The sequence below is a fragment of the Lelliottia sp. EB106-05-01-XG201 genome, assembly GCF_058791735.1.
Map to the genome: position 1 here is coordinate 4,631,126 of NZ_JBYTDV010000001.1, position 23,877 is coordinate 4,655,002.

Consider the following 23,877-nt stretch of genomic DNA (forward strand, 5'->3'; position numbering starts at 1 on the left):
TCCTGTCACGCTCAAGCGCGGATTTGTTGTGATGTGGTTGTGCTCTGGCAGATGGCCACGTGGGCGACATCAACCAGTTTACTTAACTGGCTAAACAGTAAGTCGACCGACCGTGGGCTGGCAACGGTCAATTCGATATTTATGTTCTGGGCATCGGTGGCGGTTTCCATATTCATGGCGCAGATCTGAAAACCACGGTGACGGACCACGCGTAAGACGCGTTCTAATGTTTCGGGATTGAAGCGGGCCTGAACGGCGACCTGATGTTGCATCATGATAATTTCTCCATCATTTGTGCGTTACTGGCGCCAGGTGGCACCAACGGCCAGACATTCTCAAGCTCGTCGATTGAGACATGAAGCAGGTATGGCCCTTCGCTGGACAGCATGGTGTCGAGTGCCGCTTCAACCTGGTCTTTACGGGTGATGTGCTGGCCAGGGATGCCGAAGGCGCTGGCCAGTACGAGGAAATCGGGGTTATCCGTGAGGGTGGTTTCGCTGTAGCGCTCCTGGAAAAACAGCTGCTGCCACTGGCGAACCATTCCCAAACGCTGGTTATCCAGCAACAGGATTTTCAGCGGCAGCTGCTTACGTTTGACCGTGCCCAGCTCCTGCACGTTCATCATGAACGAGCCATCACCGGACACGCAGATGACCGTATCATTCGGGCGTGCAACCTGAGCGCCTACGGCTGCTGGCAGGCCGAAGCCCATGGTTCCCAATCCGCTGGAGGTGATGAAGTTTTCCGGGCGGGTATAGGTCATATGCTGGGCCGACCACATCTGGTGCTGGCCGACGTCGGTGGTGACGACAGAGTCTGCCGGTTTACGATCTGACAGCTGTTTTAACAGCAGCGGGGCATAGATGGCCTCGCCAGGATGCTCGTAACGCCAGGCGTTTTCCACGCGCATCTGCGCGGTGTGCTGGCGCCAGCTGTCGACGGACAATGGCTGTTGCAGCGCCGGTAACAGGGCGTTCAGATCGCCCTGCAGCGCGACGTGCGCCTGACGCAGTTTGTTCATTTCGGCCGGGTCGATATCCATATGGATCACTTTGGCATACGGCGCGAAGGTATTCAGCTTGCCCGTCACGCGGTCGTCAAAACGCGCGCCAACGGCGATCAGCAGGTCACACTCTTGCACCGCCAGGTTGGCGGCTTTGGTGCCATGCATCCCCAGCATGCCGAGGTAGTGCGGGTCATTGGCATCAACTGCACCCAGGCCCTTCAGCGTACAGGTGGAAGGTATTTGGGTGACGGCGATAAATTCGCGCAGCGCCGGAACCGCCTGCGCCATGCCCACTCCACCGCCCACGTAAAGCATCGGCTGTTGCGCCTGAGCCAGCATCTGGCGGGCTTCTTCAACGGCTTCGTGCGGGAAAGAGCCATCGCTTTCAACGGTGGAGAAATGCGGCTCTAAATCGCCGATCGCCAGCTGAATGTCTTTAGGAATATCAATCAGAACCGGGCCAGGACGGCCTGAGTTTGCCACCTGGAAGGCTTCTGCCATGACGCGCGGCAGCTCTTCCAGCGACTGCACCAGGAAGCTGTGTTTGGTGCAGGCCAGGGACAAACCGAGAACGTCCACTTCCTGAAACGCATCGGTACCGATGAACGGCGAGGCGACCTGCCCGGTAATCGCGACCACAGGGACAGAATCCAGCAGCGCATCGGCAAGTCCCGTGATCAGGTTAGTCGCGCCCGGTCCGGACGTCGCCATGCACACACCGGTTTTACCGGTGGCGCGCGCAAAGCCAATCGCCGCCATGGCCGCACCCTGCTCGTGTCGACACAACAGGTGCTCCACGCCGCCGTCATACAGCGCATCGTAGATCGGCATGATTGCGCCACCCGGATAGCCGAAGACCGTTTCGACCCCCTGTGCTCGCAACGCATGTACTACCCATTGTGCCCCGTTCATAGTGAGTTCCCCGTCATAAATCTGGAGAAACAGAATTTTGTGCTAGTTGTCATATTCTGCTCCTCGTTTAAGTTTTTAGGTCATAAAAAAACCCCCGGACCTTTCGGTGCGGGGGTCTTAGTTCGTTAAGGCTTGTTTTTTAAGCCTTTCCTCGTCCAAGTGCAGCCCCGCACGGTGGGATAATAATCACCACCACGCTAATCACGACCAGGCTAATCACTAGTAGAAGGGCTGTCATTTTGAGTTCTTTTGGCATCTTGTTCGAAGGAATACCTAAAGAGTTATCACAGACATCGAATTAAACACAAGAAAAATTTATGACCCGATTCCTTAGGCTGCGAATAATTTCTCAAAAAATGTTTGTTTTATATGAGAAAAACAGGAAATGAATATTTTTCATTTTTTGTCAGCCGCCGATGGCCGCAAAAACTTCGCTTTTTGTCTTTTTGCGAGCGGGATCCAGCCAGAAAGTAACCATTTCCTCATTGCATCAAAATGCAGGAACATGCCTCGTAATAGCGCAATTTGTCGCTAAAAAACGAAGAAATGAACTGGCATAGTGACCTCCAAAGGAGACACCTATGTCACTGTCAGTTGTTTATACTCGCGCCGCTTTAGGGGTGCAGGCACCACTTATTTCCGTTGAGGTCCATCTGAGCAATGGGCTGCCCGGCTTAACGCTCGTTGGACTCCCGGAAACCACGGTGAAGGAGGCTCGGGATCGCGTGCGAAGTGCGATCATCAATAGCGGTTATACCTTCCCCGCTAAGAAGATCACCATTAATCTTGCGCCTGCCGATCTGCCGAAAGAAGGCGGGCGATATGATTTACCTATCGCCCTGGCGCTCCTCACCGCCTCTGAGCAGCTTAACGCGCCCAATTTGAGCAGGTATGAGTTTGTGGGCGAACTGGCGCTTACAGGCGCGTTAAGAGGCGTTCCCGGTGCAATCTCTGGCGCGCTGGCAGCGTTAAATGCTGGAAGACAAATTGTTGTTGCTGCTGAAAATTCCTCAGAGGTTAGCCTGATCGAAGAGAAGGGCTGCCTGATTGCCGTGCATTTACAGGAGGTCTGCGCCTTTCTGGAAGGCCGTCATGAGCTGGCTGAGCCAGAGGAGAATCGCATCGTTCCACCGGAGCATACCGAAGACCTGAGCGATATCATCGGCCAGGAGCAGGGAAAGCGCGCATTAGAGATCACCGCGGCGGGCGGGCATAACCTATTGCTAATAGGGCCTCCGGGGACCGGGAAAACGATGCTGGCCAGCCGACTGAATGGTTTGCTACCGCCGTTGAGCAACCATGAGGCGCTGGAGAGTGCGGCAATCATCAGTCTGACGAATTCCACGTCATTACAGAAACACTGGCGCAGAAGGCCGTTCCGTTCGCCTCACCACAGTGCTTCACTTACCGCGATGGTTGGCGGCGGCTCGATTCCTGAACCCGGTGAGATCTCCCTCGCCCATCACGGCATTTTGTTTCTGGATGAGTTACCTGAGTTCGAGAGACGCGTGCTGGATGCGTTGCGAGAACCGATTGAGTCTGGGCAGATCCACATTTCGCGTACTCGCGCCAAGATCAGCTATCCGGCTCAGTTTCAGCTCATCGCTGCGATGAATCCAAGCCCTTCAGGCCATTATCAGGGTAACCACAACCGGAGCACGCCCGAGCAGACACTTCGCTATCTGGGGAGGCTGTCAGGGCCCTTTCTCGACCGTTTTGATCTCTCACTGGAAATTCCATTGCCGCCGCCAGGTGTGCTCAGCCAGACAAATGTGACTGGCGAAAGCAGCCGCATTGTACGGGACAGGGTGATTCACGCGCAGGAACGGCAGTATTTACGCCAGGACAAACTCAATGCGCGTCTCGATAACACTGAGATCCGTCAGTTTTGCCACCTGGCAGAGAGTGATTCTCGCTGGCTGGAAGAGACGCTGACGAGGTTTGGGCTCTCAGTACGTGCCTGGCAACGGTTATTGAAGGTGGCGCGCACTATCGCTGATTTAGAGGGGGATGATGATATACAGCGGCGGCACCTGCAGGAGGCGTTGAGTTACCGCGCAATAGATCGATTGCTGCTGCATCTGCAAAAGATGCTGGCGTAAAAAAGGGGCCGCAGCCCCTTTTCACATCATATCAATCGTCAGATTCGGTGTAGTCTTCTGCACCTTCCATCTGCGGCTTACCGCCGGAGAGAGTATGGAAACGCTTTGGTCGCTTGATGCGAGCCATGTATTTGATCCATACGCGTTCTGCTTCAGATTCTGGCTCACGCTCACCACGGCAAACGGCAACAAACAGTTTTTCGTCTTCAGTTGCAGGCTCACGTTTCCCCAGATCCAGCTCGTTAAAGGCATAACCATGGCGCTCAAGCAGTTGCGCCTCTTTGATGGTGAAATCGCCATGACGAGAGAACCCGCGCGGATAATTTTTATTGTCGAAAAAACGATTAGTTGTCGTAAAGCTTTCCGCCATCCTACACGCTCCTAATTCTTTGGCCGAGCTATTTATGGCGCGGAGTATTAGTTACGCTTGACAGAGCGTCAAACAAAACATTTAAATCATAACGACAAATAATTTTGCGGAGAAAGATGTGGATACGGAATTGCTAAAAACTTTCCTCGAAGTGAGTAGAACGCGTCACTTTGGGCGAGCAGCGGAAGCACTTTACCTGACTCAGTCGGCGGTGAGTTTTCGTATTCGTCAGCTGGAAAATCAACTCGGTGTGAATCTTTTTACCCGCCATCGCAACAACATCCGGTTAACGGCGGCCGGGGAGAAGCTCTTACCCTACGCCGAAACGCTGATGAATACCTGGCAGGCTGCGCGAAAAGAGGTGGCTCATACGTCCCGATACAATGAGTTTTCCATCGGGGCAAGTGCGTCTTTGTGGGAGTGCATGTTGAGCCAGTGGCTCACGCGACTGTATAAATCTCACGATAATCTACAGTTTGAGGCCCGGATCGCGCAGCGGCAGTCCCTGGTGAAACAGCTTCACGAGCGTCAGTTGGATCTCCTGATCACCACAGAAGCGCCCAAGATGGATGAATTTAGCAGCCAGATCCTGGGGCAGTTTAGTCTTTCGCTCTATGCGTCTGAGCCCTCAATGATGAAAGCGGACCTCAGTTATCTGAGACTCGAGTGGGGACCCGATTTCCAGCAGCATGAAGCCGGTTTGATCGCTGCCGATGATGTCCCTACGTTGACAACCAGCTCAGCTGAAATTGCCTGTCAGCAATTAGCCCTTCTGAAAGGTTGCACCTGGTTACCCACTCGCTGGGCAGATGAGAAACCGGGCCTGCATACTGTCGCTGATTCAACCACGCTTATCAGGCCACTTTATGCCATCTGGCTTCAGAACAGCGATAAACATGCTCAAATTAAAGATCTATTGAAAATCAATGTGATGGATTAGTTCAAAACGCTTGCAGGGACGCAAGAAAGAAGGGAAGTTTGAGGTTTTTGAAGCAAAAAAAATCCTTTGCCGAAGCAAAGGATTCTATATGGCAGGGGCGGAGAGACTCGAACTCGCGACACCCGGTTTTGGAGACCGGTGCTCTACCAACTGAGCTACGCCCCTAAATCTTCTTGCTATTAAGCCTGCTACGTAAGCAGGCTTAATATCTTAATAAGTGGCGGAACGGACGGGACTCGAACCCGCGACCCCCTGCGTGACAGGCAGGTATTCTAACCGACTGAACTACCGCTCCACCGAAGACTTCTGTAACCACCGGATTCATGCACCGGTTTACTACTTAATTTGATGCCTGGCAGTTCCCTACTCTCACATGGGGAGACCCCACACTACCATCGGCGCTACGGCGTTTCACTTCTGAGTTCGGCATGGGGTCAGGTGGGACCACCGCGCTAAAGCCGCCAGGCAAATTCTGTTTTATCAACACGCATCTCTGCATGCCGATTAATCTGTTATCAGGCTGAAAATCTAAGTCTCTGCTTTCGCCAAAACATCTTCGGCGTTGTAAGGTTAAGCCTCACGGTTCATTAGTACTGGTTAGCTCAATACATCGCTGCACTTACACACCCAGCCTATCAACGTCGTAGTCTTCAACGTTCCTTCAGGACCCTTAAAGGGTCAGGGAGAACTCATCTCGGGGCAAGTTTCGTGCTTAGATGCTTTCAGCACTTATCTTTTCCGCATTTAGCTACCGGGCAATGCCATTGGCATGACAACCCGAACACCAGTGATGCGTCCACTCCGGTCCTCTCGTACTAGGAGCAGCCCCCCTCAATTCTCCAGCGCCCACGGCAGATAGGGACCGAACTGTCTCACGACGTTCTAAACCCAGCTCGCGTACCACTTTAAACGGCGAACAGCCGTACCCTTGGGACCTACTTCAGCCCCAGGATGTGATGAGCCGACATCGAGGTGCCAAACACCGCCGTCGATATGAACTCTTGGGCGGTATCAGCCTGTTATCCCCGGAGTACCTTTTATCCGTTGAGCGATGGCCCTTCCATTCAGAACCACCGGATCACTATGACCTGCTTTCGCACCTGCTCGAGCCGTCACTCTCGCAGTCAAGCTAGCTTATGCCATTGCACTAACCTCCTGATGTCCGACCAGGATTAGCTAACCTTCGTGCTCCTCCGTTACTCTTTAGGAGGAGACCGCCCCAGTCAAACTACCCACCAGACACTGTCCGCAACCCGGATTACGGGTCTACGTTAGAACACCAGCCATTAAAGGGTGGTATTTCAAGGTTGGCTCCACGCAGACTGGCGTCCACGCTTCAAAGCCTCCCACCTATCCTACACATCAAGGACCAGTGTTCAGTGTCAAGCTATAGTAAAGGTTCACGGGGTCTTTCCGTCTTGCCGCGGGTACACTGCATCTTCACAGCGAGTTCAATTTCACTGAGTCTCGGGTGGAGACAGCCTGGCCATCATTACGCCATTCGTGCAGGTCGGAACTTACCCGACAAGGAATTTCGCTACCTTAGGACCGTTATAGTTACGGCCGCCGTTTACCGGGGCTTCGATCAAGAGCTTCGCCTTACAGCTAACCCCATCAATTAACCTTCCGGCACCGGGCAGGCGTCACACCGTATACGTCCACTTTCGTGTTTGCACAGTGCTGTGTTTTTAATAAACAGTTGCAGCCAGCTGGTATCTTCGACTGGTTTCAGCTCCGTCCGCAGGGACTTCACCTACACACCAGCGTGCCTTCTCCCGAAGTTACGGCACCATTTTGCCTAGTTCCTTCACCCGAGTTCTCTCAAGCGCCTTGGTATTCTCTACCTGACCACCTGTGTCGGTTTGGGGTACGATTTGATGTTACCTGATGCTTAGAGGCTTTTCCTGGAAGCAGGGCATTTGTTACTTCAGCACCGTAGTGCCTCGTCATCACACCTCAGCGTTAGTAAGCGTCCGGATTTACCTAAACGCTCCGCCTACATGCTTAAACCGGGACAACCGTCGCCCGGCTAACATAGCCTTCTCCGTCCCCCCTTCGCAGTAACACCGAGTACAGGAATATTAACCTGTTTCCCATCGACTACGCCTTTCGGCCTCGCCTTAGGGGTCGACTCACCCTGCCCCGATTAACGTTGGACAGGAACCCTTGGTCTTCCGGCGAGCGGGCTTTTCACCCGCTTTATCGTTACTTATGTCAGCATTCGCACTTCTGATACCTCCAGCACCCCTCACAGGACACCTTCAACGGCTTACAGAACGCTCCCCTACCCAACAACGCCTAAGCGTCGCTGCCGCAGCTTCGGTGCATGGTTTAGCCCCGTTACATCTTCCGCGCAGGCCGACTCGACCAGTGAGCTATTACGCTTTCTTTAAATGATGGCTGCTTCTAAGCCAACATCCTGGCTGTCTGTGCCTTCCCACATCGTTTCCCACTTAACCATGACTTTGGGACCTTAGCTGGCGGTCTGGGTTGTTTCCCTCTTCACGACGGACGTTAGCACCCGCCGTGTGTCTCCCGTGATAACATTCTTCGGTATTCGTAGTTTGCATCGGGTTGGTAAGCCGGGATGGCCCCCTAGCCGAAACAGTGCTCTACCCCCGAAGATGAGTTCACGAGGCGCTACCTAAATAGCTTTCGGGGAGAACCAGCTATCTCCCGGTTTGATTGGCCTTTCACCCCCAGCCACAAGTCATCCGCTAATTTTTCAACATTAGTCGGTTCGGTCCTCCAGTTAGTGTTACCCAACCTTCAACCTGCCCATGGCTAGATCACCGGGTTTCGGGTCTATACCCTGCAACTTAACGCCCAGTTAAGACTCGGTTTCCCTTCGGCTCCCCTATACGGTTAACCTTGCTACAGAATATAAGTCGCTGACCCATTATACAAAAGGTACGCAGTCACCCCATAAAAGAGGCTCCCACTGCTTGTACGTACACGGTTTCAGGTTCTTTTTCACTCCCCTCGCCGGGGTTCTTTTCGCCTTTCCCTCACGGTACTGGTTCACTATCGGTCAGTCAGGAGTATTTAGCCTTGGAGGATGGTCCCCCCATATTCAGACAGGATACCACGTGTCCCGCCCTACTCTTCGAGTTCACAACGTGTGCATTTTTGTGTACGGGACTATCACCCTGTACCGTCGGACTTTCCAGACCGTTCCACTAACACACGCGCTGATTCAGACTCTGGGCTCCTCCCCGTTCGCTCGCCGCTACTGGGGGAATCTCGGTTGATTTCTTTTCCTCGGGGTACTTAGATGTTTCAGTTCCCCCGGTTCGCCTCATGCCACTATGTATTCATGACATGATAGTGTGTCGAAACACACTGGGTTTCCCCATTCGGGTATCGCCGGGTCAAAGGTTCATATCACCTCGCCGACGCTTATCGCAGATTAGCACGCCCTTCATCGCCTCTGACTGCCAGGGCATCCACCGTGTACGCTTAGTCGCTTAACCTCACAACCCGAAGATGTTTCGTAAAACATCGTCGTGTTGCGAAAATTTGAGAGACTCGAACACACCGTCATTCTGTTCTTATTACGGAGAACAGACGCAGCGTGTCGTTTCAATTTTCAGCTTGATCCAGATTTTTAAAGAGCAAAACTTCGCAGTGAACCTTTTCAGGTACACTCTGAAGTTTTCTTGTGTTTTCGCAGTAAAAAGGATGGTGGAGCTATGCGGGATCGAACCGCAGACCTCCTGCGTGCAAGGCAGGCGCTCTCCCAGCTGAGCTATAACCCCATCACAAATGCTAAATCTCATTACCGGTAATTTAGACTGAGACAAGGCGTGGAAGGGCGAAGCATACTGAAGTATGCGAGTCGTTTCACAACGCAGTATCAGGATAAATTTGGTAGGCCTGAGTGGACTTGAACCACCGACCTCACCCTTATCAGGGGTGCGCTCTAACCACCTGAGCTACAAGCCTGCAGAGATTTTTTACTGCTTATTTTTCATCAGACAATCTGTGTGGACACTACAAAGGCAGGTTCTTTCAGGTAAGGAGGTGATCCAACCGCAGGTTCCCCTACGGTTACCTTGTTACGACTTCACCCCAGTCATGAATCACAAAGTGGTAAGCGCCCTCCCGAAGGTTAAGCTACCTACTTCTTTTGCAACCCACTCCCATGGTGTGACGGGCGGTGTGTACAAGGCCCGGGAACGTATTCACCGTAGCATTCTGATCTACGATTACTAGCGATTCCGACTTCATGGAGTCGAGTTGCAGACTCCAATCCGGACTACGACGCACTTTATGAGGTCCGCTTGCTCTCGCGAGGTCGCTTCTCTTTGTATGCGCCATTGTAGCACGTGTGTAGCCCTACTCGTAAGGGCCATGATGACTTGACGTCATCCCCACCTTCCTCCAGTTTATCACTGGCAGTCTCCTTTGAGTTCCCGGCCGAACCGCTGGCAACAAAGGATAAGGGTTGCGCTCGTTGCGGGACTTAACCCAACATTTCACAACACGAGCTGACGACAGCCATGCAGCACCTGTCTCAGAGTTCCCGAAGGCACCAAAGCATCTCTGCTAAGTTCTCTGGATGTCAAGAGTAGGTAAGGTTCTTCGCGTTGCATCGAATTAAACCACATGCTCCACCGCTTGTGCGGGCCCCCGTCAATTCATTTGAGTTTTAACCTTGCGGCCGTACTCCCCAGGCGGTCGACTTAACGCGTTAGCTCCGGAAGCCACTCCTCAAGGGAACAACCTCCAAGTCGACATCGTTTACGGCGTGGACTACCAGGGTATCTAATCCTGTTTGCTCCCCACGCTTTCGCACCTGAGCGTCAGTCTTTGTCCAGGGGGCCGCCTTCGCCACCGGTATTCCTCCAGATCTCTACGCATTTCACCGCTACACCTGGAATTCTACCCCCCTCTACAAGACTCTAGCCTGCCAGTTTCGAATGCAGTTCCCAGGTTGAGCCCGGGGATTTCACATCCGACTTGACAGACCGCCTGCGTGCGCTTTACGCCCAGTAATTCCGATTAACGCTTGCACCCTCCGTATTACCGCGGCTGCTGGCACGGAGTTAGCCGGTGCTTCTTCTGCGAGTAACGTCAATCACTGCGGTTATTAACCACAATGCCTTCCTCCTCGCTGAAAGTACTTTACAACCCGAAGGCCTTCTTCATACACGCGGCATGGCTGCATCAGGCTTGCGCCCATTGTGCAATATTCCCCACTGCTGCCTCCCGTAGGAGTCTGGACCGTGTCTCAGTTCCAGTGTGGCTGGTCATCCTCTCAGACCAGCTAGGGATCGTCGCCTAGGTGAGCCATTACCCCACCTACTAGCTAATCCCATCTGGGCACATCTGATGGCAAGAGGCCCGAAGGTCCCCCTCTTTGGTCTTGCGACGTTATGCGGTATTAGCTACCGTTTCCAGTAGTTATCCCCCTCCATCAGGCAGTTTCCCAGACATTACTCACCCGTCCGCCGCTCGTCACCCGAGAGCAAGCTCTCTGTGCTACCGCTCGACTTGCATGTGTTAGGCCTGCCGCCAGCGTTCAATCTGAGCCATGATCAAACTCTTCAATTTAAGTTTGATGCTCGTGAATTAAACTTCGTAATGAATTACGTATGTTCACTCAGAGACTTTGGTATTCATTTAGCGTCTTTCGACGTTTAGAATCCATGTCACTTTGAGTGCCCACACAGATTGTCTGATAAATTGTTAAAGAGCAGTGCAACGCGGCTTTCGCTCACCGTTGCGAGGTCCCGTATAATACGTTTTCCTCATTCAGAGTCAAGCGTTTAATTTCGCTTTTCTCTGTCGGCGTTCATCGCTGAACCCCTGCTGCTACGGCGGCTTGCGTGCCGTTGTTCCGTGTCAGTGGAGGCGCATTATAGGGAGTTCTCAGACGTTGACAACCCCTCTTTTAAAAAAAACTTTCAACCGTCTTTTTTTTGCGCAAAACCGTGCTATAGCGCCAGTTTTTCGAGCGTTTCAAACCCATACCGATGTAAAACGGGCAAAAGCTGCACAGTCTCAGGGGTGAGCGCCATGCAATAAGCTATATTCTGGTCACTGGATTTAGCATCCGGCGCTTCATGTTCAAGCAGCCAGGCAGTACGGCGGGCGATCGCGGCGCCAGAATCCACCAGACGCGTGCCTTCCGGCAACACCTCAAGCAGCTCTTCCTGTAATAGCGGGAAATGCGTGCACCCCAGCACAACCGTGTCCGGTGGCTCAGCCATCCGCAGCCACGGACGCAGAATGCGACGCAGCTCTTCCAGCGACACCGGCTGACCGTGCAGCTTCGCTTCCGCCATCTCCACCAGTTCGGCAGAGCCAAGCATAGCGATCTTGCATTCGTTAGCAAAACGGTCGATCAGCTCACGCGTATAAGGACGCTTTACCGTTCCGCGCGTCGCCAGCAGGCCAACAACGCCATTCGCCGTCAAACGGGCAGCAGGCTTGATCGCCGGAACGACGCCCACAACCGGGAACGGGAATTTTTCACGTAATGCAGGAAGGGAAACGGTGCTTGCGGTATTACAGGCAATCACGGCCAGCGCTAAAGGGTAGCGCTGTTGAACGGCAGTGACGATTTCCACAACGCGCTCAACGATAAAGTCTTCGCTCTTTTCCCCATAAGGAAAGGCGACGTTATCGAAGGCATAGATGTAATGAAGATCCGGCAGAAGATGCCGAATCTCATCATAGACCGAAAGCCCACCGACGCCGGAGTCAAACACCAGCACGGTGGGACGTGGATCAGAAGGTGTAGCTGCCAGACAAGGTGTATTCCCGTCCTGCAGTTTGGTAGCCATAAACTGTCTCGTAATCTTTATCGAACAGGTTGGCTATTTTACCACGAACTGTCAGGTGTGAGGTGACAGGATATGAAACTGCGACATCCCACAGGCTTACACCGCCCATTTTCACCTTCTCACTCGGGTAAGATCCGAAATCGGTATCGTAACGGGTGCCCAGATAGTGGTATGTCAGGCTCCAGTCGAAATCATAGACTTGCGTATCGAGTTGATATTTCACCTGCTGCTTAGCGCGGCGAGACAGAAGTTCGTTGGTGGTTGCATTGCGGGCATCAACATAGTCGTAGCCGACGGTATGCATCAACGGACCCGTATCAAACGACGCGGTTGCTTCAACGCCTTTGATTCGCGCTTTACCGACGTTGTAATACTGCTGGGTGTTATTGTTGAAGTCGATCAGGTTATCAACGTCATTACGGTAAGCCGACACGCGCCAGGTCACGCCCGCTGACAACCCTTCGAAAGCCCCTTCCCACTGCTTGCTCTCTTCCGGATCCAGATGGTCGTTACCATAGAAACCGTAGAGTTGACCCAGGTTGGGGGCTTTATAGGCGGTGCCATAGGACGCGATGAAGCGATAGCCTTCAATGAACTCCCAGGCCGCGCTGCTCTGCCAGGTACCGTGGCGACCAAACTGTGAGTTGTCGTCGCTGCGGGCTGCCCCTTCCAGGGTGAAATCGCCAAACTTTTGCAGAGCCGTCAGGTAAACGCCGGTGTTACGAATGTCGTAAGCATCCTGCACATAGTTAGTGCCCGGCTCGGTGCTCTGCTTCTGCCAGTCGACACCGGCACCAATATTGCCCTGCCCGACGTCAACAGAGTTTGTCCACTGCAGGTTGTATTGCTTAATTTCATCCAGCGTGGCGGTCGAGTCGTAGCGTCCCAGATGCGGATCGTAGTTATAGTCCTTGCTGTGGCTATAGCTTGAGAGCAGCTGCGAGTGGAAAATGTCGTCATTAAAGCGCAGCCCGGCATCCCAGGTCTGGTTATACAGCTGACGCGTATCCACTAAGACATTCGGTGTAAATGAGCTGTAATAAGCATCATAGGCGGTACGGTTGCTGTAGCCATAGCCACGAACAAAACCACTCCACTGATCGGAGAAAGCATGGTCCAGCGCGCCGTAGATAGTTTTATTCATAAAACCGTCGCGGTCGGGCTGAGCAAGTCCGCCATTGTTGCCGTCCGCCACCACATCAAAACCTTTGGTGTAGGTGTAATCACCCGCCAGCGTAACGCGCGTGCTGTCGCCAAGGGTCTGCTGCGTGCTGCCACCATAGTTTTGATAGCCGTGCGAACCCACACCCGCATTCAGCGTCGTGCCGTCCTTCGCGCGCGTGGTGATGATATTCACGACACCGCCAATCGCATCAGAACCATAAACCGCAGAACGTGGCCCGCGAATATACTCAATGCGCTGAACCAGTGAGATCGGGAACTGGCTAAGATCGGATGACCCCGTCACGCCCGCCTGGTTAAGGCGAATCCCATCTACCAGAATCAGGACATGGCTGGAATTAGTGCCACGAATAAAGAGAGAGGAGAGTTGGCCCATACCGCCGTTTTGCGCGGTATCGACGCCGGGTAAGCGTCGCATCACGTCAAGCACCGTGGTCGACTGCCAGCGGTCAATATCTTCCCGGGTTACAACAGACGTTGGCGCCAGAACGGTACTTGCCGGTTGCTCAAAACGGTTTGCTGTCACCACCAACGAGTCAGCGCTTTCCTGCGCCCAGCCCGAAAAAGCCGTGACGGAAAGCGCCGTCATCAGCGATACTTTTTTAATCATTGTTAAAGCATCCACAATATAAGAAGGATGCCGCAGGCGTCATCTATAGCACGCGATGATGAAACCAATTGCGACGTAGTACCGGCAGGTCTTCGGGCTTGGTGGCGTGTGCGGATGAAGACTTCCCACTCGAAAGCAGTGTCTACAACATTCATCCCGCCAGTCTTTACCGCTGCGCGTCAGCTCCAGATTTACACTGGATTCCCTTTTCACTTAAAGGAAACCGGAAACAGAATGCTACAATTAGAAACGTATGGATGTCCAGACAGCTATGCATGATTAAATCTGGACATCCCCTGTACAGTGCTTACAATCCCCGCGAAATTCTTTACCACTCAGGATGCATCATGACCCCCGAACACCTCCCGACAGAACAGTACGACGCGCAGCTGGCAGAGAAAGTGGTCCGCCTGCAAAGTATGATGACGCCTTTCGCGGCGCCCGTTCCCGAGGTGTTCCGCTCGCCGGTCAGCCACTATCGCATGCGCGCCGAGTTCCGCATCTGGCACGACGGCGACGACCTGTACCACATCATTTTCGATCAGCAGACCAAGTCCCGCATCCGCGTAAACACTTTCCCGGCGGCGAGTGAATTAATTAACCAATTGATGACGCTGATGATTGAAGGAGTGCGTGAAAACCCGATCCTGCGCCACAAACTGTTCCAGATTGATTACCTGACCACGCAAAGTAACCAGGCGATCGTCTCCCTGCTGTATCACAAAACCCTGACCGACGAATGGCGCCAGGAAGCCGAAGCGCTGCGCGACGCGCTGCGTGCGCAGAACATTAATGTGCATCTGATAGGCCGGGCGACCAAAACCAAAATCATGCTCGATCAGGACTATGTTGATGAGCGTCTGCCGGTGGCCGGTAAAGAGATGATCTATCGCCAGGTCGAGAACAGCTTCACCCAGCCGAACGCGGCGATGAACGTGCAGATGCTGGAGTGGGCGCTTAGCGCCACTGAGGGTTCAACGGGTGATTTGCTCGAACTGTACTGCGGAAACGGCAATTTCTCGCTGGCTCTGGCGCGCAACTTTGAGCGCGTTCTGGCCACCGAAATCGCCAAACCGTCCGTCGCCGCCGCGCAATACAACATTGCGGCGAACCATATCGACAACGTGCAGATTATCCGCATGGCGGCGGAAGAGTTTACTCAGGCGATGAACGGCGTGCGTGAATTCAACCGTTTGCAGGGAATCGATCTGAAGAGCTACCAGTGTGAGACGATTTTCGTCGATCCGCCGCGCAGCGGGCTGGACAGCGAAACCGAGAAGATGGTGCAGGCGTACCCGCGGATTCTGTACATCTCCTGCAACCCGGAAACCCTGTGCAAGAATCTGGAAACATTAAGCCAGACGCACAACGTGGAACGTCTGGCCCTGTTCGACCAGTTCCCGTACACGCACCACATGGAGTGCGGCGTGCTGCTAACGGCGAAGTAACAGAATCGTCTTTTCGTAGGGCAGGTAAGCGAAGCGCCACCTGCCAAAAAATGCCGGATGGCGCTTCGCTTATCCGGCCTACAAAAACCACAAAATCACAAAACCGCGTTATTCCTGGATCTGATGCTTACGGTTACGCATCTTAATCCCGATCCAGAACACCAGCGCCACCGACAGCACCGCAGGCAGGAAGTTGGAGCCGATATCCGGATATTCAGCGCGCACCACGGTGCTATACAGCAGAACGCCCAGGATAAAGAACGCGGCAGCCAGGCCCGGTAAACCGACCGGCATGGTGCGGTTTTGATAGCGCTGATGCAGACAATAAACCGTCAGCACCAGGGCGATAATCGGAAAGATTGAGAATGGCACAATCGAGCTAAACACCGCTGCAAACGTCCCATTGATAGATAAGCCAGCGATCAATGCCAGCAACAACGTACCTTTATCCTGACCAGACTGTTTCATGACTCACTCACCTTCGTCGATGTAATGCGCCGACTTTTCTTGTTCCCGGCGGTACCAGTAATACGCCCCTTTGGAAATCATCCGCAGCTGCAATACCAGTCGCTCTTCGAGTTGTTTGCGTTGTTCAACGCCGACATCCAGTGCTTCGGCACCCGCACTGAAAACAATAGTCACCATCGCCTCGGCCTGCGCTTCCGTGAAGGCTCGCGGCATATGGTTTTCGATTTCGAGATAGTCGGCAAGTTCCGCAATAAAATGCTGAATTTCGCGCGCGACCGCGGCACGAAACGCGGCCGATGTGCCCGACCGTTCGCGCAGTAACAGGCGAAAGGCGTTAGGGTTGTTGCCGATAAATTCCATAAAAGTCGATACGGACGTGCGGATCACGCTACCGCCTTTGGCGATACGCTGACGCGCCTGGCGCATGAGCTGGCGCAGCATCAGGCCGCTCTCATCCACCATGGTCAGACCCAGTTCATCCACATCACGGAAATGACGATAGAAGGACGTTGGCGCAATCCCGGCCTCGCGTGCGACTTCGCGCAGGCTCAAACTGGCAAAACTTCGCTCAGCACTCAGTTGACTGAATGCTGCTTCCACCAGCGAACGCCGGGTTTTCTCTTTTTGTTGTGCTCTTACGCCCATCACAATAGTTGAATCCTTCCAAAGGCCTTCAGGCACTATACCAGAGAATAAAATTAATCTGTTTGCATCGCTTTGTGAATGATTGTTTACGCGCGGTTTGTGCTCCACAGCCCGAAAAGAGCACAACGATAATTGGGTTATCCCGCTAATGATGTTACTATTCTGTTGCTTTTATGTATAAGAACAGGTAAGCCTTGCCATGTCACACACCTACGATTACGACGCAATAGTTATTGGTTCCGGCCCCGGCGGCGAAGGCGCTGCTATGGGGCTGGTGAAACAGGGAGCCAGAGTAGCGGTCATCGAGCGCTACCATAATGTTGGCGGCGGTTGCACCCACTGGGGCACCATCCCTTCCAAAGCCCTCCGCCACGCCGTTAGCCGCATTATTGAATTTAATCAGAACCCTCTTTACAGCGACCATTCCCGACTTCTTCGTTCTTCCTTTGCCGACATCCTCAACCATGCTGATAACGTCATTAATCAGCAGACGCGGATGCGCCAGGGGTTCTACGAACGCAACCACTGCGAAATCTTGCAGGGCGACGCGCACTTCGTCGACGAGCACACCCTGGCGCTGAAGTGCCATGACGGCTCGGTCGAGACGATTACCGCCGAGAAATTTGTCATCGCCTGCGGCTCACGTCCGTACCATCCGACCGACGTCGATTTCTCCCATCCGCGCGTCTACGACAGCGACTCGATTCTCAGTCTGCACCACGAACCGCGCCACGTGCTGATCTACGGCGCAGGGGTGATTGGCTGCGAATATGCGTCCATCTTCCGCGGAATGGATGTGAAAGTGGATCTGATCAACACCCGCGACCGTCTGCTGGCGTTTCTCGATCAGGAGATGTCCGACTCGCTCTCCTACCACTTCTGGAACAGCGGCGTAGTGATTCGCCACAACGAAGAGTACGAGAAAATCGAAGGCTGCGATGACGGGGTGATCATGCACCTGAAGTCCGGCAAAAAGCTCAAAGCCGACTGCCTGCTGTATGCCAATGGCCGTACGGGTAACACCGATTCACTCGCGCTGGAAAACATCGGCCTCGAAACCGACAGCCGCGGACAGCTGAAGGTCAACAGCATGTACCAGACCGCCCTGCCGCATATCTATGCCGTGGGTGACGTGATTGGCTATCCGAGCCTGGCCTCCGCCGCTTACGATCAGGGCCGTATAGCCGCACAGGCGCTGGTCAAAGGTGAAGCCACTGCCCATCTGATCGAAGACATTCCGACCGGGATTTACACCATTCCGGAGATTAGCTCAGTGGGTAAAACCGAACAGCAGCTGACGTCAATGAAGGTGCCTTACGAGGTGGGTCGCGCGCAGTTTAAACATCTGGCGCGGGCGCAAATCGTAGGAATGAGCGTGGGAACGCTGAAGATTTTGTTCCATCGCGAGACGAAAGAGATCCTCGGAATTCACTGTTTCGGTGAACGCGCGGCGGAAATCATTCATATCGGTCAGGCAATCATGGAGCAAAAAGGTGGCGGTAACACGATCGAGTACTTCGTTAACACCACCTTTAACTACCCGACGATGGCGGAAGCCTATCGGGTAGCGGCGCTGAACGGCTTAAACCGCCTGTTTTAACGCACCGTCAAAGTGGCCATCCATCGAACTCCGGATGGCCTCTGCCAGCTGCTCATAGCGGCTGCGCAGCGGTGACCCTGGACGATAAACCAGACCAATGGTACGACGCGGTTCAGGCTTAATGCACGGCAGATAGACCACACCATCACGTTTACGCTCGCGCGGCACGGCCAGCGCAGGCAGCAGCGTAATACCACTTCCCGCCGCCACCATATTGCGAAGCGTTTCCAGGCTAGTTGCGCGGAAATGGGTATCTTCATCCGCACCCGCTTCAAAGCAGAAGCCCATCGCCTGATCGCGCAGGCAGTGGCCGTCTTCCAGCATCAGCAGCTTTTCGCCCGCCAGATCGGACATCGGCACGCGATCGCGGTTCGCCCACGGGTGATCCTCATAGATCGCCAGCATCATCGGCTCATCAAACAGCGGCACTTCGATAAAGGCTTCGCTCTCTTTGACCAGCGCCAGAATGGCACAGTCGAGCTTACCGCTATCCAGCTGCGCCAGCAGTTGATGCGTCTGGGCTTCGTGCAGATACATTTCGAGTTTCGGGAAGGTCTGGTGCAACATCGGGATAATTTGCGGCAGCAGGTACGGGCCAACGGTTGGGATCAGGCCAATATGCAGCGGGCCGGACATGGCTTCCCCCTGCTGGCTTGCCATTTCCTTGAGCACTTTGACCTCGCGCAGCACGGTGCGCGCCTGATCCACCAGCAGCAAACCGGCCTGGGTGAACAGTACTTTACGACTGGTGCGCTCCAGCAGCATCACGCCCAGCTCGTCTTCCAGCTTGCGGATCTGACCGCTCAGCGTCGGCTGGCTGACGTGGCAGGAATCTGCCGCGCGGCGAAAGTGACGATGCTCAGCTAACGCTACCAGGTATTCAAGATCACGAATATTCATTATTCATCCTCCGTCGCCACGATAGTTCATGGCGATAGATAGCATAGCAACGAACGATTATCCCTATCAAGTGTTCTGATGAATAATACACCACATAGACGAGACGGTGACTGTTTGACCCTTGAAGCGCCGCCGCGTCATACGAGTTTCTCTCAAAACTCGAACAACTAAAGCCAACGTGAACTTTTGCGGACCCCGTGTCCGCATTTTTTTTGCGTAAAAAAGCCCGGCAAAAGCCGAGCCTGATTTTTCTCCCTCTCCCTGTGGGAGAGGGTCGGAGTGAGGGCATCAGCCCGCACGTCATTAAATCAACCGATCTTTCGCATCCGCAATCGCCTGCGCCACCTGCTTCGGCGACACACCGCCTTTCGCCGCACGCTTATCCAGACAAGATTGCAGGGACAAAATCGGATACACATCGTCGCCAATCACCGCGCTGAACTTCTGCAGATCGGCAAGCGTAAGGTCTTCCAGCGGCTTGCCCTGACGAATCGCCTCCACCACCGCTTCGCCCACAATGTGGTGCGCTTCACGGAACGGCACGCCTTTGGCGACCAGATAATCCGCCAGCTCCGTGGAGTTCGCATAACCCTGCTGCGCCGCTTCCTGGCAGCGCGGACGTTTCACCTGAATGCCGTCCAGCACCAATGCGCCCATATGCAGGCAATCCAGCCAGGTGTCGAGGGCGTCGAACAGCCCTTCTTTATCTTCCTGCATGTCTTTGTTGTAGGCCAGTGGCAGACCTTTCAGGGTCATCATCATGCCGGTCAGAGCGCCTTGTACGCGGCCACATTTGCCGCGGATCAGCTCCAGCGCATCCGGGTTTTTCTTCTGCGGCATCAGGGAAGAGCCGGATGTCACACGGTCGGACAGCTCAACAAACCCGGCTTCACCGGAGTTGAAGAAAATCAGATCTTCGGCAAAGCGTGACAGATGCACCATGCCAATAGAGGCGTTCGACAGCAGCTCCAGCACGTGGTCGCGATCGGAAACGCTGTCCAGGCTGTTACGAGTGGCAGAGGCAAAGCCCAGCCAGCCGGCCAACTGTTCACGGTCGATTTCATAGGCAGTTCCGGCCAGCGCGCCGCTGCCGAGCGGGCTCACGTCCAGACGCTTCAGGGTATCCTGCAAACGGCTCTCGTCACGCGCCAGCATCTCAACGTACGCCAGACACCAGTGCGCAAAGGTCACCGGCTGCGCACGCTGAAGGTGTGTATAGCCCGGCATCACCGCGTCCTGGTTGTTGTGCGCGGTTTCCACCAGCGCACTCTGCAACTGACGGTTCGCCGACAGCAGTTCTACCACGGTGTCTTTACACCACAGCTTCAGGTCAGTCGCGACCTGATCGTTACGGCTACGCCCGGTGTGCAGCTTTTTGCCCAACTGGCCGACTTTGTCGATCAGTTTGCCTTCCACCCAGCTGTGAATATCTTCGGCATCGCTTTCGAGGATCTGCTGCGGGTTCAGGCGAACCTCTTCCAGCAGATTATTCAGCGCCTCTTCGAGCTGCACCTGTTCGTCTGTCGTCAGCACACCCACGGTGACCAGCGCTTTAGACCAGGCCACAGAGCCGACGATATCCTGTTCGGCCAGGCGGTAGTCGAAGCGCAAAGAGTCGTTGAACTGTTTGAACCGTTGATCCGCTGCCTGTGTAAAACGCCCACCCCAAAGTGCCATAACATGCTTCCTTAAATTCGGTTAGTTCTGTCGGGCGGTGCTTCACACACCCAACCTGGTATTGGATTTTATTGCCGGATGGCGCTTCGCTTATCCGGCCTACACGGCGACAAAACCGTAGGCCGGATAAGCGAAGCGCCATCCGGCACAGAATGTTAAGCCAGAATACGCGTCCCAATCGGCGTGCCGTTAAACAGCGCCGGGAGTTGTTCCGCGTGACGCCATGAGGCGATATCCACCGGACGGCCCAGCGTGCGCGCCGCATCCAGCGCTGCATTCACCTTCACAATCATGCCGTCGGTGATAATGCCCTGGTCGATCAGCTGCTCGGCTTTCGCTGCCGTCATCTCGGCAATGCGCTGACCTTTTCCATCCAGAATCCCGCTCACGTCGGAGAGCAGAATCAGATCCGCGCCCAGCGTCGCCGCCAGCGCCGTGGCTGCCTGGTCGGCGTTCACGTTCATCAGCTGTCCCTCTTCGGTCACCCCGATAGAGCTCACAACCGGCAGGAAACCGCCTTCCAGCAGGGTGTTAATCAGCTTAGGTGAACCCGGCTGCGCCAGTCCAACGTGACCCAGTTCTTCGTCGAGCTGAGTCACATTTACGCTGTCACCGTCGCCCAGATACAGGCCTACGGACGCGATATGATGTTTCTTCGCCCACGCCAGCAGCGTTTTGTTCGCCGTACCCGCCAGCGCACCGGTAATGATGTCGATCTGATCGGCAGGCGTCACGCGCAGGCCATTTTTCTTCTTCACCGGCAGGTTCAGGCCTTTCATCAGTTCATCCACCACGCAGCCGCCGCCATGCACAATCACCAGCGGACGTTGGTGTGATTCACGATAGTTCACCAGGGCAGTAAACAGACGCTCCAGGGCTTCTTCGCTGTCCAGCAGCACACCACCGAGTTTGATAATTAATGGATTCATCATCACACCTTAAATAAGAGACTGCGTTTCGGCGAAGCCAAAACGAATGTTTGCGCACTGCACCGCCTGTGCGGCAGCGCCTTTGAGGAGGTTATCTTCCGCAGCCACCACGATCAGGTGTTCGCCCTGAACGGCAAAACCGATATCGCAGAACGGCAGTCCGACCACGTTTTTCAGCGCCGGAACACCTTTGTCGTACAGACGCACCAGCGGTTTGTCGGCATACGCCTGATGGAAGACCTCAGCCACCTGCTCTTTAGTCACGCCCGGTTTCAGGCGGCAGGTGATGGTCTCCAGAATCCCGCGCGGGAAGTTGCCCAGATGCGGGGTGAAAATCACCTCCGCGCCCAGGTGAGTGGTGATTTCCGGATGATGACGGTGATTAAACACGCCATACGGCTGCAGGCTCACTTCGCAGAAACTGTTGGAAATCGCCGCCTTGCGTCCGGCACCGCTGACGCCACTGGTGGCGTTGATCACCGGCCACTGATTCAAATCCAGCAGGCCCGTGTCGATCAAAGGTTTGAGGGAAAGCTGCGCCGCCGTCGGGTAGCACCCTGGCACGGCAATCAGATTAGCTTCTTTCAGCTTCTCCGCGCTCCACTCCGCCAGACCATAAACCGCTTTTTTAAGCAGTTCCGGGTGCTGGTGAGTAAAGCCGTAATATTTTTCATAGAAGGCACTGTCGTTGACGCGGAACGCGCCAGAGAGATCAAAGACCACACAGCCGGCTGCGAGGAACTGCGGCGCGAGGTCATGGCTGACTTCGTGCGCGGTAGCCAAAAACACCACGTCCACACCGTCGGTAAACTCGCTGATGTCGGACATCGGCTGCAACGGCAGATCCACGATTCCCTTAAGCTGCGGATGCAAATCGGAAATTAATTTTCCCGCATCATTGCTTTGCGCTGATACGGTCAAAGCGGTTATGGTCATATGAGGATGGCGATTCACGTAGCTTACTAGCTCTGCGCCCGCATAACCGCTAGCGCCCACAATCAGCGTATTCAACATCGGGTTCCTTTACGATCAACGTTAGTGTATTTTTATTCACATTTAGTGCATGAATATTGATACTATCACGACCTAAGGTATGTCAACAATGAAAATGAATTTACCACCCTTTATCGAGATTTACCGCGCCCTGATTGCCACGCCGTCCATCAGTGCGACCGAAGAAGCGCTCGACCAGAGCAATGAGTCTTTAATCAATTTACTGGCTGGCTGGTTTAGCGAACTCGGGTTTAAGGTGGAAGTTCAACCCGTTCCAGGCACCCGCAATAAATTCAATCTGCTGGCCAGCACCGGAGAAGGCGCAGGCGGCCTGCTGCTCGCCGGGCATACGGATACCGTTCCCTTCGATGATGGCCGCTGGACGCGCGATCCCTTCACCCTGACCGAGCATGACAATAAGCTTTACGGGCTGGGCACGGCGGACATGAAAGGTTTCTTCGCCTTTATTCTCGATGCCCTGCGTGACGTCGACGTGAAAACCCTGAAAAAGCCGCTCTATATTCTGGCGACCGCCGATGAAGAGACCAGCATGGCGGGCGCGCGTTATTTCTCTGAAAACACCGCCCTGCGCCCGGACTGCGCCATCATCGGCGAGCCGACGTCACTGCAGCCGATCCGCGCCCACAAAGGCCATATTTCTACTGCCGTACGCGTAATGGGCCAGTCCGGCCACTCCAGCGATCCAGCACGCGGCGTCAACGCCATCGAACTGATGCACGATGCGATTGGCCGCATCATGCAGCTGCGCGACTCCCTGAAAGAGCGCTATCACCACGACTCCTTCACCGTGCCGTACCCGACGCTGAACCTCGGCAGCCTGCACGGCGGGGATGCCTCCAACCGTATCTGCGCCTGCTGCGAACTGCATATGGATATCCGCCCGCTACCGGGTATGACCCTGAGCGATTTGGATGGTCTGCTGACGGAAGCCCTGGCTCCGGTAAGCGAACGCTGGCCTGGCCGTCTGACCATTTCCGAGCTGCACCCGCCGATCCCAGGCTACGAATGTCCGCCGGACCACCAGCTGGTTCAGGTGGTGGAAAAACTGCTCGGCGCGCAAACCGACGTGGTGAACTACTGCACCGAAGCGCCGTTTATCCAGACCCTGTGCCCGACGCTGGTGCTCGGCCCTGGCTCCATCAATCAGGCGCACCAGCCGGATGAATATCTGGAAACCCGCTTTATTAAGCCGACCCGCGAGTTAATTACCCAGGTTGTGCATCATTTCTGCTGGCATTAAAACATCCCCCTCACCCTAACCCTCTCCCCAAAGGGGAGAGGGG

Annotated in this window: 18 protein-coding genes, 4 tRNA genes, 3 rRNA genes and 1 riboswitch; of the genes, 5 read left to right on the plus strand and 20 right to left on the minus strand. The window is 54.5% G+C overall.

Annotated features, from left to right (window positions below; translation table 11 throughout):
• Positions 1-11 precede the first annotated feature (11 nt).
• The 4 genes from ilvM to ilvL form a co-directional block, all read right to left on the minus strand.
• Entirely contained in the window at positions 12-275 is a 264-nt protein-coding gene (gene ilvM, locus AC3WS9_RS21650) for an acetolactate synthase 2 small subunit (RefSeq protein ID WP_095283916.1), read from the minus strand.
• Positions 272-1,918 carry an acetolactate synthase 2 catalytic subunit gene (gene ilvG / locus AC3WS9_RS21655; RefSeq protein WP_492490234.1) on the minus strand — a complete coding sequence of 549 codons (1,647 nt, stop codon included), beginning with the start codon at positions 1,916-1,918 and terminating at the stop codon, positions 272-274. Before ilvG ends, ilvM begins: the two co-directional genes overlap by 4 nt.
• On the minus strand, positions 1,915-1,971 hold the full coding sequence (gene ilvX, locus AC3WS9_RS21660; RefSeq protein WP_194514210.1) for a peptide IlvX: 57 nt from the start codon (positions 1,969-1,971) through the stop codon (positions 1,915-1,917). Before ilvX ends, ilvG begins: the two co-directional genes overlap by 4 nt.
• Before the next feature lie 86 nt (positions 1,972-2,057).
• Positions 2,058-2,156, minus strand: coding sequence for an ilv operon leader peptide (gene ilvL, locus AC3WS9_RS21665; RefSeq protein WP_023620831.1), 99 nt, complete (start codon positions 2,154-2,156; stop codon positions 2,058-2,060).
• Positions 2,157-2,499: 343 nt separating this feature from the next.
• Here ilvL and AC3WS9_RS21670 point away from each other — a divergent pair, with 343 nt between their 5' ends.
• Positions 2,500-4,020: a YifB family Mg chelatase-like AAA ATPase gene (locus AC3WS9_RS21670; RefSeq protein WP_492490235.1), complete on the plus strand. Its 1,521-nt coding sequence runs from the start codon at positions 2,500-2,502 to the stop codon at positions 4,018-4,020.
• A gap of 31 nt (positions 4,021-4,051) precedes the next feature.
• Here AC3WS9_RS21670 and AC3WS9_RS21675 read toward each other — a convergent pair whose 3' ends face one another.
• Positions 4,052-4,390 (minus strand): MaoP family protein, encoded by a 339-nt coding sequence (locus AC3WS9_RS21675; protein WP_100778408.1) that lies wholly within the window; start codon positions 4,388-4,390, stop codon positions 4,052-4,054.
• 118 nt (positions 4,391-4,508) lie between these two features.
• Here AC3WS9_RS21675 and hdfR point away from each other — a divergent pair, with 118 nt between their 5' ends.
• Entirely contained in the window at positions 4,509-5,330 is an 822-nt protein-coding gene (gene hdfR, locus AC3WS9_RS21680; RefSeq protein WP_282493885.1) for an HTH-type transcriptional regulator HdfR, read from the plus strand.
• 89 nt (positions 5,331-5,419) lie between these two features.
• Here hdfR and AC3WS9_RS21685 read toward each other — a convergent pair.
• From AC3WS9_RS21685 to btuB, 9 genes are all read right to left on the minus strand, one after another.
• A tRNA-Trp gene (locus tag AC3WS9_RS21685) sits at positions 5,420-5,495 on the minus strand.
• Positions 5,496-5,548: 53 nt separating this feature from the next.
• A tRNA-Asp gene (locus AC3WS9_RS21690) sits at positions 5,549-5,625 on the minus strand.
• Positions 5,626-5,680: 55 nt separating this feature from the next.
• Positions 5,681-5,796: ribosomal RNA gene (rrf, locus tag AC3WS9_RS21695) — 5S ribosomal RNA — on the minus strand.
• A gap of 100 nt (positions 5,797-5,896) precedes the next feature.
• Positions 5,897-8,803 (minus strand): 23S ribosomal RNA (locus tag AC3WS9_RS21700).
• Positions 8,804-9,012: 209 nt separating this feature from the next.
• Positions 9,013-9,088: transfer RNA gene (locus AC3WS9_RS21705), tRNA-Ala, on the minus strand.
• A gap of 110 nt (positions 9,089-9,198) precedes the next feature.
• A tRNA-Ile gene (locus AC3WS9_RS21710) sits at positions 9,199-9,275 on the minus strand.
• 71 nt (positions 9,276-9,346) lie between these two features.
• A 16S ribosomal RNA gene (locus tag AC3WS9_RS21715) occupies positions 9,347-10,886 on the minus strand.
• Together the 16S, 23S and 5S rRNA genes with 4 tRNA genes alongside form the textbook arrangement of a ribosomal RNA operon.
• 383 nt (positions 10,887-11,269) lie before the next feature.
• Entirely contained in the window at positions 11,270-12,121 is an 852-nt protein-coding gene (gene murI, locus AC3WS9_RS21720; protein ID WP_492490236.1) for a glutamate racemase, read from the minus strand.
• Positions 12,066-13,913, minus strand: a complete 1,848-nt coding sequence (gene btuB, locus AC3WS9_RS21725; RefSeq protein WP_492490237.1) for a TonB-dependent vitamin B12 receptor BtuB — start codon at positions 13,911-13,913, stop codon at positions 12,066-12,068. The genes murI and btuB overlap by 56 nt, the downstream gene beginning before the upstream one ends.
• Before the next feature lie 66 nt (positions 13,914-13,979).
• Positions 13,980-14,156, minus strand: a riboswitch (cobalamin riboswitch).
• 104 nt (positions 14,157-14,260) lie between these two features.
• Here btuB and trmA point away from each other — a divergent pair.
• Complete coding sequence (trmA, locus tag AC3WS9_RS21730; RefSeq protein WP_282492122.1) at positions 14,261-15,361, plus strand: tRNA (uridine(54)-C5)-methyltransferase TrmA; 1,101 nt, start codon at positions 14,261-14,263, stop codon at positions 15,359-15,361.
• A 108-nt stretch (positions 15,362-15,469) separates the two neighbouring features.
• On the opposite strand, the gene AC3WS9_RS21735 is transcribed toward trmA, so the two are convergent.
• Together AC3WS9_RS21735 and fabR are read right to left on the minus strand one after the other, a co-directional pair.
• A complete protein-coding gene (locus AC3WS9_RS21735; protein WP_095283924.1) occupies positions 15,470-15,829 on the minus strand; it encodes a YijD family membrane protein in 360 nt (119 codons plus the stop codon).
• 3 nt (positions 15,830-15,832) lie between these two features.
• Positions 15,833-16,477, minus strand: coding sequence for an HTH-type transcriptional repressor FabR (gene fabR / locus AC3WS9_RS21740; RefSeq protein ID WP_282492123.1), 645 nt, complete (start codon positions 16,475-16,477; stop codon positions 15,833-15,835).
• A gap of 196 nt (positions 16,478-16,673) precedes the next feature.
• Here fabR and sthA point away from each other — a divergent pair, with 196 nt between their 5' ends.
• Positions 16,674-18,074: a Si-specific NAD(P)(+) transhydrogenase gene (gene sthA / locus AC3WS9_RS21745; RefSeq protein WP_282492124.1), complete on the plus strand. Its 1,401-nt coding sequence runs from the start codon at positions 16,674-16,676 to the stop codon at positions 18,072-18,074.
• Here the strand turns inward: sthA and oxyR are convergent.
• The 4 genes from oxyR to argC all read right to left on the minus strand — a co-directional run bounded on the left by oxyR (position 18,057) and on the right by argC (position 22,594).
• Complete coding sequence (gene oxyR, locus AC3WS9_RS21750) at positions 18,057-18,974, minus strand: DNA-binding transcriptional regulator OxyR (protein WP_095283927.1); 918 nt, start codon at positions 18,972-18,974, stop codon at positions 18,057-18,059. The two genes, sthA and oxyR, sit on opposite strands and share 18 nt — an antisense overlap.
• A gap of 303 nt (positions 18,975-19,277) precedes the next feature.
• Positions 19,278-20,651: an argininosuccinate lyase gene (gene argH, locus AC3WS9_RS21755; protein WP_492490238.1), complete on the minus strand. Its 1,374-nt coding sequence runs from the start codon at positions 20,649-20,651 to the stop codon at positions 19,278-19,280.
• 155 nt (positions 20,652-20,806) lie between these two features.
• Positions 20,807-21,583 carry an acetylglutamate kinase gene (gene argB / locus AC3WS9_RS21760; protein ID WP_095283929.1) on the minus strand — a complete coding sequence of 259 codons (777 nt, stop codon included), beginning with the start codon at positions 21,581-21,583 and terminating at the stop codon, positions 20,807-20,809.
• Between the two features lie 6 nt (positions 21,584-21,589).
• Entirely contained in the window at positions 21,590-22,594 is a 1,005-nt protein-coding gene (gene argC, locus AC3WS9_RS21765) for an N-acetyl-gamma-glutamyl-phosphate reductase (RefSeq protein ID WP_492490239.1), read from the minus strand.
• 88 nt (positions 22,595-22,682) lie between these two features.
• Between argC and argE the strand changes: the two genes are divergently transcribed.
• Positions 22,683-23,834, plus strand: coding sequence for an acetylornithine deacetylase (gene argE, locus AC3WS9_RS21770; protein WP_100778398.1), 1,152 nt, complete (start codon positions 22,683-22,685; stop codon positions 23,832-23,834).
• Positions 23,835-23,877 lie beyond the last annotated feature (43 nt).

Bases quoted from the DNA above. Each gene is read 5' to 3' on its own strand.
- ilvM (WP_095283916.1), bottom strand. From the start codon at position 275: ATGATGCAACATCAGGTCGCCGTTCAGGCCCGCTTCAATCCCGAAACA.
- ilvG (WP_492490234.1), bottom strand. From the start codon at position 1,918: ATGAACGGGGCACAATGGGTAGTACATGCGTTGCGAGCACAGGGGGTC.
- ilvL (WP_023620831.1), bottom strand. From the start codon at position 2,156: ATGACAGCCCTTCTACTAGTGATTAGCCTGGTCGTGATTAGCGTGGTG.
- AC3WS9_RS21670 (WP_492490235.1), top strand. From the start codon at position 2,500: ATGTCACTGTCAGTTGTTTATACTCGCGCCGCTTTAGGGGTGCAGGCA.
- AC3WS9_RS21675 (WP_100778408.1), bottom strand. From the start codon at position 4,390: ATGGCGGAAAGCTTTACGACAACTAATCGTTTTTTCGACAATAAAAAT.
- murI (WP_492490236.1), bottom strand. From the start codon at position 12,121: ATGGCTACCAAACTGCAGGACGGGAATACACCTTGTCTGGCAGCTACA.
- btuB (WP_492490237.1), bottom strand. From the start codon at position 13,913: ATGATTAAAAAAGTATCGCTGATGACGGCGCTTTCCGTCACGGCTTTT.
- trmA (WP_282492122.1), top strand. From the start codon at position 14,261: ATGACCCCCGAACACCTCCCGACAGAACAGTACGACGCGCAGCTGGCA.
- AC3WS9_RS21735 (WP_095283924.1), bottom strand. From the start codon at position 15,829: ATGAAACAGTCTGGTCAGGATAAAGGTACGTTGTTGCTGGCATTGATC.
- sthA (WP_282492124.1), top strand. From the start codon at position 16,674: ATGTCACACACCTACGATTACGACGCAATAGTTATTGGTTCCGGCCCC.
- oxyR (WP_095283927.1), bottom strand. From the start codon at position 18,974: ATGAATATTCGTGATCTTGAATACCTGGTAGCGTTAGCTGAGCATCGT.
- argH (WP_492490238.1), bottom strand. From the start codon at position 20,651: ATGGCACTTTGGGGTGGGCGTTTTACACAGGCAGCGGATCAACGGTTC.
- argB (WP_095283929.1), bottom strand. From the start codon at position 21,583: ATGATGAATCCATTAATTATCAAACTCGGTGGTGTGCTGCTGGACAGC.
- argC (WP_492490239.1), bottom strand. From the start codon at position 22,594: ATGTTGAATACGCTGATTGTGGGCGCTAGCGGTTATGCGGGCGCAGAG.
- argE (WP_100778398.1), top strand. From the start codon at position 22,683: ATGAAAATGAATTTACCACCCTTTATCGAGATTTACCGCGCCCTGATT.